This is a genomic window from Frankia sp. EI5c (genome assembly GCF_001636565.1).
In the GTDB taxonomy this organism is placed as follows: Bacteria; Actinomycetota; Actinomycetes; order Frankiales; family Frankiaceae; genus Parafrankia.
The window spans coordinates 51,044-65,436 of the sequence record NZ_LRTK01000019.1 but is presented as its reverse complement, the minus strand read 5'-3'; the positions used below and the strand labels follow the sequence as shown (position 1 = coordinate 65,436).

Below are 14,393 nucleotides of genomic sequence, written 5' to 3'. Positions count from 1 at the left end.
GAATATCCCCCGGAGCGGTCCCCGGGGTGATTCTGAACACGATCCAGTCACCCACCCGAGGCGGAAAATCGGTTGGCAGCGGCCGGCTACCGCCAGATCTGGTCCACGGGACGCCGCCGGGTCACTCCGCCACCAACCGCCGAAGGTGGATCATGACGGTCCTCGACGCCAGCGCCGCCCCCGGTCTCGCCGGGCCGCCGAGCTCTCACGGCCCGCGGCGCGACCCCGCGCCACTNCTGCCCGACCCTGAACCGGTGCGGGTCCTCGGCACGGAGGCAGCCGGCGAGATCGACCCCGTCCTGCTGCGTGAGCTGCACCGGCGCCTGGTGCTGGGCCGGCGCTTCAACCAGCAGGCCACCACGCTCGCCCGCCAGGGCCGCCTCGCGGTGTATCCGGCGTCCACCGGCCAGGAGGCCTGCCAGATAGCCGCCGCGATGGTGCTGCGCGAGACGGACTGGCTGTTTCCCAGCTACCGCGACACACTGGCGGTGACCGCGCGGGGCGTGCCGCCGATGGACGTCCTGGCGCTGATGCGCGGGCACACCCACTGCGGCTACGACCCGCGGTCGTACCGGACGGCGCCGCTGTCGACCCCGCTGGCCACCCAGGCCTGCCACGCGGTCGGCCTCGCCCACGCGGCCCGGCTGCGCGCGGCGGCGGACCCGGCGGCCCCGCGGGACGTGGTGGCGCTCGCCCTGGTCGGCGACGGCGGCACCAGCGAGGGCGACTTCCACGAGGCACTGACCTTCGCCGGGGTGCTGAAGGCACCGGTGGTCTTCCTCGTGCAGAACAACGGCTACGCGATCTCGGTGCCGCTGTCCCGGCAGACCGCGGCGCCGACGCTCGCGCACAAGGCGGTCGGCTACGGCGTCACCGGCCGGCTGGTCGACGGCAACGACGCGCCGGCGGTGCACGCCGTGCTCGGCGCGGCGGTCGAGCAGGCGCGGTCCGGCGGCGGGCCGGTCCTCGTCGAGGCGATCACCTACCGCCTCGACGCCCACACCAGCGCGGACGACGCCAGCCGCTACCGGGACCAGCGGGAGGTGGACTCGTGGCGGGAACGCGATCCGCTCGCGCTGCTGGAGGCGCACCTGCGCGCCGCCGGTCTGCTCGACGCGGCGACGGCCGACGCGGCCGCGCGGGCCGCCGAGGAGCTCGCCGCCGGCATGCGGGCGCGGGCGGCCGAGGCTGCCGAGGCGCCCGGCCCCGATCCGCGCTCCCTGTTCACACACGTCTACGCCGAGCCGACCAGCCAGCTCCGCGAGCAGGCCGCCGCGCTGGCCGCGCGCCTCGCCGACGAGGCGCCCCGAACCGACAGCGGGAGCGACCCGGCATGAGCACGGCGACCGGTACGACCACGGCAACCATGGTGCAGGCACTCAACGCGGCCCTGCGCGACTCCCTGCGCGCGGACACCGACGTGCACGTCCTCGGCGAGGACGTCGGCACTCTCGGCGGGGTCTTCCGGGTCACCGACGGCCTGGCCGCCGAGTTCGGGCCGGACCGCTGCCTGGACACGCCCCTGGCCGAGGCGGGCATCCTCGGCACGGCCGTGGGTATGGCGATGTACGGGCTGCGCCCCGTGGTGGAGATGCAGTTCGACGCCTTCGCCTACCCCGCGTTCGAGCAGCTCGCGTCGCATGTCGCCAAGATGCGCAACCGCACCGGCGGCCGGCTCCCGCTGCCGCTCACCATCCGCGTCCCGTACGGGGGCGGGATCGGCGGTGTCGAGCACCACAGCGACTCCAGCGAGGCCTACTACGCGCACACGCCGGGTCTGCACGTCGTGACACCGGCGACGGTCGCCGACAGCTACGGCCTGCTGCGGGCCGCCATCGCCTCGGACGACCCGGTGGTCTTCCTGGAGCCCAAGCGCCTGTACTGGTCCAGCGGCGAGTTCACCCCGTCGGCGGTGGCGCCGATCGGCCGCGCGGTGGTCCGCCGGCCCGGCACGGCGGCAACGCTGCTGACCTACGGTCCCTCGCTGCCGGTCTGCCTGCGGGCCGCCGAGGCGGCCAGTGCCGCCGGCCTGGAACTGGCCGTCGTCGACCTGCGGTCGCTGGTTCCCTTCGACGACGAGACGGTCTGCGCGGCGGTGCGGGCCACCGGGCGGGCAGTGGTGGTCCACGAGGCCACCGGGTTCGGGGGCGTCGGGGCGGAGATCGCCGCCCGGGTCAGCGAACGGTGCTTCCACCACCTCGCCGCGCCGGTGCTGCGGGTGACCGGATTCGACATCCCGTATCCGCCTCCGCTGCTCGAACACCACCATCTTCCGAGCGTGGACCGCGTTCTCGACGCCGTCGCCCGACTCCAGTGGGAGCAGTGAGACCGTGGCCGCGGTACGCGAATTCGCCCTGCCCGACCTCGGCGAGNGGCTGACCTCCGCCGAGATCGTCCGCTGGCTGGTCGCCATCGGGGACGTCATCGCCGTCGACCAGCCGGTGGCGGAGGTGGAGACCGCCAAGGCGGTGGTCGAGGTCCCCTGCCCGCACGCCGGCGTCGTCACCTCGATCGCCGGACCAGCCGGCACCCAGCTGCCGGTCGGCGCGCCGCTGATCACCGTCGCCGTCAGCGGGATCGGTGGCGGAGGCGGCGCGCCCGCGACCGCGACCGAAGCCGAGGCCGGCGCGGCGGGCGAGGCCGGCGCGGCGGGCGCGACCGGCGCGGCGGCGGCGCGGGCGGGCGGGTCGGGCAGTGTCCTCGTCGGGTACGGCACCCGGGAGCAGCCGGAGCGCTCCGCCAGGCCGGACTTCGCCACGCTGGCGGCCGGCTCCGCGGTGCCGACCCACCCGGCCCACCCGGCCGGCCCGACCCACCCGGCCGGGCCCACCGCGCCGCGGCCGCCGGAGGCGGTCAGGGTCATCTCGCCGCTGGTCCGCCGCCTCGCGCGCGACCACGGCCTCGACCTGGCCACGGTCACCGGCAGCGGCCCGGCCGGGCTGATCCGCCGGGGGGACGTGGAAGCGGCCATCGCCGCCGGGCCGGAGTTCACCGCCACCAGGCCGGCCACACCGCCCGCCGCGCCGGCGGCGGCACCCGCGGCCGGGTCGGACCCGTCCGTGATCGCGCTTAGCCCGCTGGCCCGGCACGCGGCGGAGACCTTCGCCCGCAGCCGGCGCGAGGTCGCCGACGCCACCTGCTGGGTGGACACCGACGCCACCGAGCTGCTCGCGGCCCGCCGGAGCCTCAACTCCGGCCCGGGTGACGCCGAGCGGCCGATCGGGCTGCTGGCGATCGTCGCCCGCGTCTGCGTCGCCGCCCTGCTCCACTTCCCGGACCTGAACTCCCAGGTCGTCACGGATGCCGAGGGACGGGCGACCGGCGTGCGCCGGCACCGGTCGGTGCACCTCGGCTTCGCCGCGCAGACACCGCGGGGCCTGGTGGTGCCGGTCGTCCGCGACGCGCAGAACCGGACGACGACCGCGCTCGCCGCCGAGATCGCCCGGCTGACCGCCGCCGCGCGGGCCGGCCGGCTGGTGCCCGCGGAGCTGACCGGCGGCACCTTCACGCTGAACAACTACGGCGTCTTCGGGGTGGACGGCGCGACGCCGATCATCCATCACCCGGAGACCGCGATGATCGGGATCGGCCGGATCATCGCCCGGCCGTGGGTGGTGGACGGCGAGCTGGCCGTGCGCAGCGTCGCCCAGCTGTCGTTCACCTTCGATCACCGGGTCTGCGACGGCGCGACCGCGGGGTCCTTCCTGCGCTTCGTCGCCGACGCCGTCGAGAACCCGGCCCGGCTGCTCCGGTTCCTGTGAGCACCCGCCCGGCGGCTCCGCCCGCGGCGAGGACACCGGTGGCCGGCTCCGCGCCCCCGGCAGCGATCGCCGTCCCCCGCCAGACCGGCGACGCCAGCCACCGATCCGGTCCCAGAAGGGATGTCTTGCCTGCCCACCCGCAGCGATGCACCTACCTCGGCCCCGAGGGCACGTTCACCGAAGCCGCGCTGCGCACGCTGCCCGAAGCCGTCACGCACGAACTCTTCCCGTCCGGCTCGGTGGCGGCCGCGCTGGACGCGGTGCGCAACGGTGACGCGGGGGCGGCCCTGGTGCCGGTCGAGAACTCCGTCGAGGGGGCGGTGACGGCGACCCTCGACGAGCTCGCGACCGGCCGGCCGCTGACGATCCGGCGGGAGGTGCTGCTGCCGATCAGCTTCGCGCTGCTCGTCCGGCCGGGCACCACCCTGGACGACGTCAAGAGCGTCACCGGGCACCCGGTCGCCCAGGCCCAGGTGCGGCGCTGGCTGGCCAGGCACCTGCCGCACGCCGAGTGGGAGTCGGCCGCCTCCAACGCCGAGGGCGCCCGCCTGGTGCGGGACGGGCGGTTCGACTGCGCGTTCGCCGGCGAGTTCGCCGCCCGCCTCTACGGCCTGGAGGCACTCGTGACCGACATCAACGACGCCGGGGACGCGACAACTCGTTTCGTCCTGCTGGAGCGGCCCGGCCGGGTCAGCCCGCCGACCGGGCGGGACAAGACCTCGGTGGTGGTGTGGCCGGACCGGGACGAACCGGGCGCGCTGCTGGAGCTGCTGCGGGAGTGGGCGGTGCGCGGGGTGAACCTGCTGCGGATCGAATCCCGGCCGACCGGTGAGGGCCTGGGTCGGTACTGCTTCTCGATCGACGCGGAGGGCCACATCGGTGACCGCCCGGTGCGGGAGGCGCTGATGGGGCTGCACCGGATCACTCGCAAGATCCGTTTTCTCGGCTCGTATCCGCGGGCGGACCGGATCAGCTCGGCCGGGGACCCGTTGCGGGCGAACCACGAGTTCGCGAAGGCCGCCGCCTGGATCGCCCGCTGTGTCGAGGGAATCGGCGAGGTCACGGACTAGTCACGGATCAGGAGCGCCGGCTGCCGCGCGCAAACAGTTCCGCCCTAAGCCTGATGTGGCTAATCTCACCAATTATGACGCAGGACAAGCGGCGGCGGCCGCTCCCGCCGGCAGCGGCCACGACGGTCCGGGCGGAGCCAGCCACCGGATGGGGTCATCCGCTCGGTGGGCTCCTCGCGGCCGTCCTCGGCCGGCGCCAGGACCTCGCCCCGGTCCCGCGGCCCGGCGGGCCGAGCCTCGCCGGCACCGACCTGGCCGGCCGGGTCTTCACCGGACGCCGGCTGCGCGCGGCGGACCTGCGCGGGGCCTTCCTCAGCGGCGCGGACCTGCGCGGTACCGACCTGCGCGCGGCGGACCTGCGCGGTACCGACCTGCGGGACGCCGACCTGAGCAGCGCGACGCTGTCCGGCGCCGACCTGCGCGGGGCGCTCCTGGCCGGCACGCATCTCAACGGCGCGGATCTTCGCGACGCCGACCTGCGCGCGGCCTATCTGTTCCGGGCCGACCTGCGCGGCGCCTTCCTCCTGCGCGCGGACCTGCGGGAGGCGAACTTCGGCGAGACCGTCCTGCGGGGCGCGGTGCTGTGCGACGCGGACGCGACCGGGGCCGTCCTCGACTCCACGGACCTGCGCGGGGCGGATGTGTGCGGCACCGCGTTCGCCGAGGCGCTGCTCAGCGCGCCACGGCTGGACCGGCTGCGCTGGTCCGCGGCGACCACCTGGCCCCGCCGCGAATGGGCCCACCGGTTACGCTCCGCCTCCCGCCAGACGGGTCCGGGCCGGTTCGAGGTCGTCGACACGGCCGGCCGTGGTTGACGGCCCGCTGTCCGGGGTGCGCGTGCTGGAGGTCGCCACCCACGTGTTCGCCCCGACCGCGACGGCGGTGCTGACCGAGTGGGGCGCGCGGGTCGTCAAGGTGGAGCATCCCGACGGGGGCGACCCCTACCGGGGGCTGACCACCGTGGGCCTGCACTCCGAGTACCGGGGAGTCGACCCGTTCTTCCAGTCCGCCAACCGGGGCAAGCGCTCGGTGGGCGTCGACCTGGCCCACCCGCGGGGCCGCGCACTGCTCGACCGCCTGCTGGCCGACAGCGACGTCTTCGTCACCAACCTGCGGGAGGGTGCGCGCCGGCGCCTCGGCATCGACGTCGACGACATCCGCGCCCGGGAGCCGTCGATCATCTACGTGCGCGCCACCGCGTTCGGCGCCCACGGGCCGGACGCGCGCCGCGGCGGCTACGACTCCGGCGCGTTCTGGGCGCGCAGCGGCATGCAGCAGCTGCTCGGGGCCCCGGGCGCACGGTGGCCGGGGCTGCCGCGCCCCGCCTTCGGCGACCTCGTCGCCGGGCTCGCGCTGGCCGGGGGGATCAGCACGGCGCTCTACCGCCGGGCGACGACCGGCGAGGGCTCCGTCGTCGACGGCTCGCTGCTGGCCGCCGGCCTCTGGCAGGTGCAGCCCGACATCGTCAACGCCTGGATCGACGGGGAGGACCACCCGGACACCGGGGAGGAGCACCCGGACACCGGGGAGGCCCCGCGGGCGGACCCGCGAGCCGACCGGTACGCGACCTGGAACCCGCTCATGCTCCCCTACCGGACCGCCGACGGCCGGTTCATCGCGCTGATGATGCTGGCTCCGGACCGGAACTGGCCCTCGCTGTGCGACGCCCTCGGCCGGCCCGAGCTCGCCACCGACCCGCGTTTCGTCGACCTGGACGCCCGCCGCCGCAACGCCCGGGCCTGCGTCGAGGAGCTTGAGGCGGTCTTCGCCGCCAGCCCGCTCGCCGCCTGGCGCACGGCCCTCGCCGGGTTCGAGGGCGAGTGGGCGGTGAGCCAGCACCCGGGCGAGGTGCACGGCGATCCCCAGGTCCAGGCGAACGGCTTCGTCGCCGAGGTGGAGATGGGCGGCGGGTTCGGGATGCCGATGGTCACCACCCCGGTCCAGTTCGACGGCCGGCCGGGGCGGCCGGCCCGCGCGCCCGAGCACGGCGAGCACACCGAGGCCGTGCTGCTGGAGCTCGGCCTGACCTGGCCGGAGATCCTGCTGCTGAAGGAGCAGGGCGCGATCCTCTAGCAGAACCGGGGTGCCGCCGGTTCTGTCCGCCACATGCCGTCCAGGCCTTACCTGTCGAGTCCGGGCGGGGTTCGTCCTACCATCGGCTGATGAGTCCGCGGTGCACGACCACGCTGCCTGTCCCGGGCCACCCACTCGCGGTAGTTGGGTCGACTCCGGGGCGGGCCTGATGGGCCTGTTCCGGCGCCGCTCCGGCGCGCTGCGCGGCCAGGGCCCCTCCCCGGCGTTCGGCGGGCGGACGTTCAGCCGCCTGTTCGGGGTCTCCTGCTCGGAGTGCCGGCTGGGGCCCGCCTCGTTCACCCAGGTCGCCGCGGAGGCGTACTCGTGGGCGGACACCCACGACCAGCTCCACCATCCGGCCAGGTCGTCCGCGCGGGTGGTCACTCACCGCTGACGGCGGCCGCCCGGGCCAGCCGGGGCTCCTGGTGCGCGACGGCGAGGTGGTCCCCGGCGAGGTCGACCAGGACGTCCGAGCCGTCCCGCACCTCACCGGCGACCAGCGCCCGGCCGAGCCGCGTCTCGATCTCGCGCTGGATGAACCGGCGCAGCGGGCGCGCCCCGAACACCGGGTCGAAGCCCTCCCGGGCGATGAACTCCCGGGCGGCCGCGGTGAGCCGCAGCGTGATCCGGCGCTCGGCCAGGCGGGCCCGCAGGTCCGCGACCAGCAGCGTCACGACCTGCTCGATCTCGACCAGGGTCAGCGGCCTGAACAGGACGGTCTCGTCGAGGCGGTTGAGGAACTCCGGCCGGAACTGCCGCCGCAGCTCGGCCATGACCCGGTCGCGGGCCGCCGGGTCGATCTCACCGCTCGCCGTCACCCCTTCGAGCAGCCACTGCGAACCGAGGTTCGACGTCATGATGATGACGGTCTCGGTGAACGAGACGGTGCGGCCGCGGCCGTCGGTGAGCCGGCCGTCGTCCAGGACCTGCAGCAGCGTGTTGAAGACGTCCGGGTGGGCCTTCTCGATCTCGTCGAGGAGCACGACGGAGTAGGGCCGGCGGCGCACGGCCTCGGTGAGCTGCCCGCCCTCCTCGTGGCCGACGTAGCCGGGCGGTGAGCCGATGAGCCGGCTGACGCTGTGGCGTTCCTGGTACTCGCTCATGTCGATGCGGACCATCGCCTCCTCGGAGTCGAACAGCGCCTCGCACAGCGCCCGCGCCAGCTCGGTCTTCCCGACCCCGGTCGGGCCCAGGAAGAGGAACGAGCCGACCGGGCGCCGCGGGTCGCGGATCCCCGCCCGCGACCGGATGACCGCGTCGGCGACCAGCTGAACCGCCTCGTCCTGGCCGACGACCCGCTCGTGCAGGATGTCGTCGAGGCGCAGCAGCTTCTCGCGTTCACCCTCGACCAGCCGGGAGACGGGGATGCCCGTCCACCGGGAGACGATGCCGGCGATCTCGTCCTCGGTGACCAGCTCACGCAGCAGCGGCTGGCCCTGCTGGCGGCCGGTGAGCCGCTCCTCCTCCCCGGCCAGGCGCCGGCGCAGGTCCGGCAGCTGGCCGTGGCGCAGCTCGGCGGCCGTGTTCAGGTCGTAGGCGCGTTCCGCCTCCTCGGCGCGGCGGCGGACGTCCTCGACCTGCTCGCGCAGCTCCTGCACCCGGCGGATGGCCTGGCGCTCGGACTCCCACTGGGCCCGCATCGCCTCGGCCTGCGCGCGCAGGTCCGCGAGCTCCCGGCGGAGCTGGTCCAGCCGGGCGACGCTGGCCGCGTCGTCCTCCTTCGCCAGCGCCGCCTCCTCGATCTCCAGCCGGGTGACCCGGCGTGTGACCTCGTCCAGCGGGGCGGGCATGGAGTCGATGTCCGTGCGCAGCATCGCGCACGCCTCGTCGACCAGGTCGATCGCCTTGTCCGGCAGGAACCGGTCGGAGATGTAGCGGTGGGACAGCACCGCCGCGGCCACCAGGGCACCGTCCTGGATGCGCACGCCGTGGAAGATCTCGAACCGCTCCCGCAGCCCCCGCAGGATCGAGATGGTGTCCTCCACCGTCGGCTCCTCCACCGCGACCGGCTGGAACCGGCGCTCGAAGGCGGCGTCGGACTCGATGTGCCGGCGGTACTCCTCGACCGTCGTCGCGCCGATCAGGTGCAGCTCGCCGCGGGCCAGCATCGGCTTGAGCATGTTGCCGGCGTCCAGCGCGCCCTCGGCCGCACCGGCACCGACGACGGTGTGCAGCTCGTCGACGAACAGCAGGATGCGGCCCTGCGCCGCCTTGATCTCGGTGAGCACCGCGGTGAGGCGTTCCTCGAACTCGCCGCGGTACTTCGCCCCGGCGATCAGCGCGGCCAGGTCGAGCTGGAACACCACCCGGTCCCGCAGCCCTTCGGGGACGTCACCGGAGTGGATGCGCCGCGCCAGCCCTTCGACGATCGCCGTCTTGCCCACCCCGGGGTCGCCGAGCAGCACCGGGTTGTTCTTCGTCCGGCGGGAGAGGATCTGGGTGACCCGGCGGATCTCCGCGTCGCGGCCGATGACGGGGTCGAGGCGGCCCGCCGCGGCCTCGGCGACCAGGTCCCGGCCGTACTTCTCCAGGGCCTCATAGGTCTCCTCCGGGTGCTGGGACGTCACCCGCTGGTTGCCGCGCACGGCGGTGAGCGCGCCCAGCAGCTTCTCCCGGGTGAGGCCGCTGCCGGCGAGCAGGCGCCCGGCCGCGGTCCCCGGCCCCTCCTCGGCCAGGGCGAGCAGCAGATGCTCGACGGAGACGTAGTCGTCCCGCAGCCGCCCGGCCTCCCGCAGTGCGGTGTCCAGCAGCCGGGCCAGCCGCTGCGTGACGTACACCTCCCCCGGCCGCGCCCCCGGGCCGGACACCCGCGGCCGCCGGTCCAGTTCGGCGGAGACGGCCTCCGCGAGCGCCGCCGGCTCCGCCCCGGCGTCGGCCACCAGGCGGCGGACGAGCCCGTCCTGCGGTTCGAGCAGCGCCGCGAGCAGGTGCTCGCCGTCGACCTCGGCCTGACCGAGCCGGATGGCGCGGGCCTGCGCCTCGTCGAGGGCCGCCCGGGACTTCTCGGTCAACCTGTTCATGTCCATGGATGCACCTCGCCTGTGGCAGGTCGGGCTCGCAGCAGCCGTTCAAGGTCGTCGATCCGGTCGAGCAGGTCGAGCACGATCCCGGTCGCGGTGTAGGTGATCCCGAGGTCACGGCGGAGCCGCTCGATACGCCCGGCCCGGGCCACCGCCCGCGCGGTGAGGACGTACCGGCCCGCCGCGTCGACGTCGGCCTCGAGCAGGCCCAGCGCCACCAGGCGGCGGACGAGGTCGGGATGCAGCCGGGTGACGGCGCAGAACGCCTCGATGTCCAGGGCCCGGCCCGGCCGGGCGCGGACGACCAGCGCGGTCACGACGGCTCCTCGGGTTCGGTCATGACGGCCTCCTGGGATTGAAGGACGAGGCCCGGGCAAGCTCGCGGAACAGCTCCGCCTCACGCTCCGTCGGGCTCGGCGGGACCATGATCCGGACATGCGCGTACAGGTCACCCGCCCCGCCGTCGCGGCCCGGCAGGCCCCGGCCGCGCAGCCGAAGCCCGCGGCCGCTGGACGTCCCCGCCGGCACGGCGACGCTCACCCGCTCGCCGTCCGGGGTGTCCAGGGAGACCGTCGCCCCCAGCACGGCTTCCCAGGGCGTCAGCGGCAGGTCGGTGTGGACGTCCCGCCCGTCGACCCGGAAACGCGGGTCGGCCAGCAGCCGCACCACGAGGTACAGGTCGCCCGCCGGCCCGCCGGCGCGGCCGCGCCCGCCCTGGCCGGCCAGCCGCAGGCGCTGGCCGTCCCGGATCCCGGCGGGAACGGTCACCTCGATCTCGCGCGGGCCGTCGGCGCCGGGCAGCGCCACCCGGCGCCGCCCGCCCCGGTAGGCCTCGCTGAGGGTGACCTGGATCTCCGCCTCCTGATCGGCGCCCGGCACCGGGCCGCCGCCACCTGGCCGCCGGGCGAAGCCACGCGCTCCCCCGCCGAAAAGGTCGGCGAAGTCGAAGCCCTCGAATCCCTCGAAACCTCCGGCGCCGCGGAACCCGCCCGCCTCGCGGAATCCGCCGAAGCCGGTGAACCCCCCGGCACCCTCGTGGCCGAAACCCCCGGCCGCGCGCCCGCTCGCCCGCCCGCCCGGGCCTCCGCCCGCGCCCGCGCCGCGGGCCCAGTGCTCGGCGCCCTCCGGCATCCGCCGGAAGTCGGCGCCGAAACGGTCGTAGCGAGCGCGCGCGTCCGGATCGGAGAGCACGTCGTACGCCTCGGAGAGCTCCTTGAACCGTTCCTCGGCGGCCGGGTCGGAGTTGATGTCCGGGTGGTACTTCCGCGCGAGCTTGCGATACGCCCGCTGGATCGTGTCGCCGTCGGCGTCCCGCGCGACCCCGAGGACCTGGTAGAAGTCCGGGTCGGCGGTGGTGCGCCGGCCGGCGCCGGCGCCGGCTCCGCCGCTCACGGCGCGCTCCGCCCGGAGCTCTCCCGCGGGCTTCGCCCGGAGCTCTCCCGCGGGCCGGCGCTCACGGCGACGGAGGCGGGCCGCAGCACCCGCCCCTCGGCCGCGTAGCCCGGCCGGAGAACCGTCACCACGGTGCCCGCCGGCGGCGGGTCGGGCATCGACGACGAGGCGGGCATCGACGAGGCGTCCACCACCGCCCCGACCTGGTGCCGGTTCGGGTCGAACGCCCCGGACTCGTCGTCCAGCCGGACGACCTCGCAGCTGCGCAGGGCGTCCAGGGCCAGCTGGCGGACGCCGCGCACCCCGTCGATCAGGGATTCCGGGTCCGCGGACGCGTGCGACAGCGCCAGCTCCAGATGATCGAGCACCGGGAGCCAGGCGAGCACCACCCGATCCCGCTCGGCGGCCCTGGCCGCGCTGATCTCCCGCCCGGTCCGCCGGCGGTAGTTGTCGAAGTCCGCCAGCGTGCGAAGCTGCTGGGCCTGGCACTCCTCGAGTTCCCGGGCGAGGTCCGGATGCTCAGCCATCGTCACGGGTGGTGAACTCGGCGTCGATCACATCGTCCCCGCCGGGCGCCGGCGCCGACTCCCGGGACGCCGAAGCCGACTCCCGGGACGCCGACGGCAGGCCGTACAGCACCTGCTGGAGATCGTTGACCAGCGGGCGGACCCGGTCGACGTCCGCGCGCTCGTCCAACGCCCGGCGCGCGTCGGCGATCAGCTGCTCCGCCCGCGCCTTCGTGTGCACGGGCACCTCGGCACCGAGCTCCGAGATCCGGCGTTCGACCTGGTAGACGATGGTGTCCAGCTGGTTGCGGGCGTCGGCGTTCGCACGCAGCGTCTCGTCCTCGGCCCGGTTGCGCTCGGCGTCGGCCACCATCCGCTCGATCTCCTCGGGCGGCAGGTTGGTGTTGTCGGAGATGGTGATCCGCTGCTCCGCGCCGGTGTCGGTGTCCTTCGCGGTGACGTTCAGGATCCCGTTCGCGTCGATGTCGTACGTCACGTCGACCTGGGCCTGGCCACGCGGCGCGGGGCGGATCCCCTCCAGCCGGAACCGGCCCAGGGTGCGGTTGTCCGCGGCCATCTCGCGCTCGCCCTGCAGCACCACGATGTCCACCGCCGACTGGTTGTCCTCCGCGGTCGAGAACGTCTCCGTCCGCCGGGCCGGGATCGTCGTGTTGCGCTCGATCACCTTGGTGCTGACCCCGCCGAGCGTCTCCACGCCCAGCGAGAGCGGGGTGACGTCCAGCAGCAGCACATCGGAGACCTCGCCCTTGAGCACCGCGGCCTGGATGGCGGCGCCGACCGCGACGACCTCGTCCGGGTTCACGGTCATGTTCGGGTCCTTGCCGGCCGTGAACCTGCGCACGGCGGCCTGCACCGCGGGCATCCGGGTGGCGCCCCCGACCAGGATGACCTCGTCGACGTCCTGCTCCGCCGTCTTCGCGTCCCGCATCGCCTGGCGCAGCGCGGGCGTGGTGCGCTCCAGCAGGTCGGACGTGCTCGCCTCGAACTGCGCGCGGGTGAGCGCCTCGTCGAGGTGCTGCGGCCCGTTCGCGTCGGCGGTGATGAACGGAAGGCTGACCTGCGTCCGGGTCACCGACGAAAGTTCGATCTTGGCCTTCTCCGCCGCCTCGAAGAGGCGCTGCAGCGCCTGCGGGTCGTTGCGCAGGTCGATCCCGGACTTCTTCCGGAAGTCGTCGGCGAGGAAGTCGACCAGGCGGCGGTCCCAGTCGTTGCCCCCCAGATGGGTGTCGCCCGCGGTCGCCCGGACCTCGACGATGCCGTCGCCCACGTCGAGAATCGACACGTCGAACGTGCCACCGCCGAGGTCGAAGACGAGGACGGTCTCGTGCGAGCGCTTGTCCAGCCCGTACGCCAGCGCGGCCGCGGTGGGCTCGTTGATGATGCGCAGCACCTCCAGGCCGGCGATGCGGCCGGCATCCTTGGTGGCCTGCCGCTGCGCGTCGTTGAAGTAGGCCGGCACCGTGATCACCGCCTCGGTGACCCGCTCACCCAGGAACCGCCCGGCATCGTCGGCCAGCTTGCGCAGCACCATCGCCGAGATCTCCTCGGGCGCGTACTGCCGCCCGCGCACCACGATCCGCACGGCGTCGTCCTTGCCCGGCACCAGATCGAAGGTGACGGTTCTCAGCTCACTGGCGACCTCGCTGTACCGGCGGCCGATGAACCGCTTCACCGAGGTGATCGTGCCTTTCGGGTTCAGAATCGCCTGCCGGCGGGCCAGTTCACCGACCAGCCGCTCCCCGCTCTCGGTGAAGGCGACCACCGACGGGGTCGTGCGCGAGCCCTCCGCGTTGGGAACGACGGTCGGCTGACCGCCCTCGACGACCGCGATGACCGAATTAGTCGTACCCAGGTCGATTCCAACAGCCTTTCCCACGATGCCCTCCCGATTTGAGCTCTCCCGATTTGGGCGCCCCCGGTCAGCGCTCCCCTGGTCCTGGGGTGCTCCCGGTCCCGGGTGCGGAAAGCCGCCGGTCAGACCACCTGTCAGTGCGATACCACCGGCCGGTGCCCCGAAACACCGGCGGTGCACCGGCCACCATTACTCGGGCAGCGGAAAAGGGCACATCACGGACCTGCGGACCGGGCGCTTCGCCGCTTCGGCCCCTTCGGTGGCTTCGGCCGCAGTATGGTCCGTCCAGCCGTCCGCGGAGCTGCCGAGGAGACCATGGATGAGCGCACGCCGGACCTTCTCCGCTCTCACCGGCCTCACTGCCCTCGCGCTGATGGGCGGACTGGTGTCCTGCGGCTCCGCGGGCGGTGGGAGCGGCGCGGGCGGCGCGCCGGCCCCGCGACCCGAGCCGCTGTCGATCTCGTTCGCCGCCCCCGCCTTCGACACCGGCACGGCCCGGGGAGTCAGGTTCGCCGCCGACATCCCCTGCGGTGACGACGCCCGGTTCAACTCCTTCGACCTCGCGCTCCCCGCCTCGGCGACGGACGTTCCACTCGTCATCTACCTGCACGGCGGNGGGTTCGTCTCGGGCGACAAGGCCACGTTCTGGAGTAACGGGCGGGACGATCCGGCGGCCGCCGGCCCGGCCGCGCCGCGGC

The 14,393-nt window shown here is 74.6% G+C and carries 12 protein-coding genes and 2 pseudogenes; 9 read left to right on the top strand and 5 right to left on the bottom strand.

What is annotated here, in order from left to right; translation table 11 throughout:
* Positions 1-236: 236 nt before the first annotated feature.
* The 7 genes from UG55_RS11300 to UG55_RS11270 all read left to right on the top strand — a co-directional run.
* Positions 237-1,337, top strand: a 1,101-nt coding sequence (locus tag UG55_RS11300) for a thiamine pyrophosphate-dependent enzyme (protein WP_242424162.1), incomplete at its 5' end; no start/stop codon positions are given.
* Positions 1,334-2,326: an alpha-ketoacid dehydrogenase subunit beta gene (locus tag UG55_RS11295; protein WP_066066826.1), complete on the top strand. Its 993-nt coding sequence runs from the start codon at positions 1,334-1,336 to the stop codon at positions 2,324-2,326. The genes UG55_RS11300 and UG55_RS11295, both read left to right, overlap by 4 nt.
* Positions 2,327-2,373: 47 nt before the next feature.
* On the top strand, positions 2,374-3,761 hold a 1,388-nt coding region (locus UG55_RS11290; protein ID WP_242424161.1), incomplete at its 5' end, for a dihydrolipoamide acetyltransferase family protein.
* Positions 3,762-3,886: 125 nt separating this feature from the next.
* Positions 3,887-4,831, top strand: a complete 945-nt coding sequence (gene pheA, locus UG55_RS11285) for a prephenate dehydratase (protein WP_066066978.1) — start codon at positions 3,887-3,889, stop codon at positions 4,829-4,831.
* Positions 4,832-4,905: 74 nt separating this feature from the next.
* Positions 4,906-5,646, top strand: a complete 741-nt coding sequence (locus tag UG55_RS11280; RefSeq protein ID WP_066066822.1) for a pentapeptide repeat-containing protein — start codon at positions 4,906-4,908, stop codon at positions 5,644-5,646.
* Positions 5,639-6,904 (top strand): CaiB/BaiF CoA-transferase family protein, encoded by a 1,266-nt coding sequence (locus UG55_RS11275; RefSeq protein WP_066066820.1) that lies wholly within the window; start codon positions 5,639-5,641, stop codon positions 6,902-6,904. Before UG55_RS11280 ends, UG55_RS11275 begins: the two co-directional genes overlap by 8 nt.
* A gap of 100 nt (positions 6,905-7,004) precedes the next feature.
* Positions 7,005-7,298, top strand: a complete 294-nt coding sequence (locus UG55_RS11270) for a hypothetical protein (RefSeq protein ID WP_242424160.1) — start codon at positions 7,005-7,007, stop codon at positions 7,296-7,298.
* Here UG55_RS11270 and clpB read toward each other — a convergent pair.
* Genes clpB through dnaK form a run of 5 tightly spaced genes read right to left on the bottom strand, consistent with a single transcriptional unit; the run spans position 7,285 to position 13,719 of the window.
* Positions 7,285-9,930 carry an ATP-dependent chaperone ClpB gene (clpB, locus tag UG55_RS11265; RefSeq protein ID WP_066066817.1) on the bottom strand — a complete coding sequence of 882 codons (2,646 nt, stop codon included), beginning with the start codon at positions 9,928-9,930 and terminating at the stop codon, positions 7,285-7,287. The two genes, UG55_RS11270 and clpB, sit on opposite strands and share 14 nt — an antisense overlap.
* Complete coding sequence (locus UG55_RS11260; RefSeq protein ID WP_066066815.1) at positions 9,921-10,241, bottom strand: chaperone modulator CbpM; 321 nt, start codon at positions 10,239-10,241, stop codon at positions 9,921-9,923. The genes clpB and UG55_RS11260 overlap by 10 nt, the downstream gene beginning before the upstream one ends.
* 19 nt (positions 10,242-10,260) lie before the next feature.
* The gene (locus UG55_RS11255) at positions 10,261-11,316 is read right to left on the bottom strand and encodes a DnaJ C-terminal domain-containing protein (RefSeq protein WP_066066812.1); all 1,056 of its coding nucleotides are present in this window, start codon (positions 11,314-11,316) and stop codon (positions 10,261-10,263) included.
* A complete protein-coding gene (locus tag UG55_RS11250; RefSeq protein ID WP_066066810.1) occupies positions 11,313-11,843 on the bottom strand; it encodes a nucleotide exchange factor GrpE in 531 nt (176 codons plus the stop codon). Before UG55_RS11250 ends, UG55_RS11255 begins: the two co-directional genes overlap by 4 nt.
* Entirely contained in the window at positions 11,836-13,719 is a 1,884-nt protein-coding gene (gene dnaK / locus UG55_RS11245) for a molecular chaperone DnaK (RefSeq protein ID WP_066066808.1), read from the bottom strand. Before dnaK ends, UG55_RS11250 begins: the two co-directional genes overlap by 8 nt.
* On the opposite strand from dnaK, the pseudogene UG55_RS47030 reads away from it, so the two are divergent.
* Positions 13,673-14,310, top strand: a pseudogene (locus tag UG55_RS47030) (hypothetical protein); the annotation flags it as partial. The gene dnaK and the pseudogene UG55_RS47030 sit on opposite strands and share 47 nt — an antisense overlap.
* Position 14,311: 1 nt before the next feature.
* Positions 14,312-14,393: pseudogene (locus UG55_RS47025) on the top strand (hypothetical protein); the annotation flags it as partial.

Bases quoted from the DNA above. Each gene is read 5' to 3' on its own strand.
- UG55_RS11295 (WP_066066826.1), top strand. From the start codon at position 1,334: ATGAGCACGGCGACCGGTACGACCACGGCAACCATGGTGCAGGCACTC.
- UG55_RS11280 (WP_066066822.1), top strand. From the start codon at position 4,906: ATGACGCAGGACAAGCGGCGGCGGCCGCTCCCGCCGGCAGCGGCCACG.
- clpB (WP_066066817.1), bottom strand. From the start codon at position 9,930: ATGGACATGAACAGGTTGACCGAGAAGTCCCGGGCGGCCCTCGACGAG.
- UG55_RS11250 (WP_066066810.1), bottom strand. From the start codon at position 11,843: ATGGCTGAGCATCCGGACCTCGCCCGGGAACTCGAGGAGTGCCAGGCC.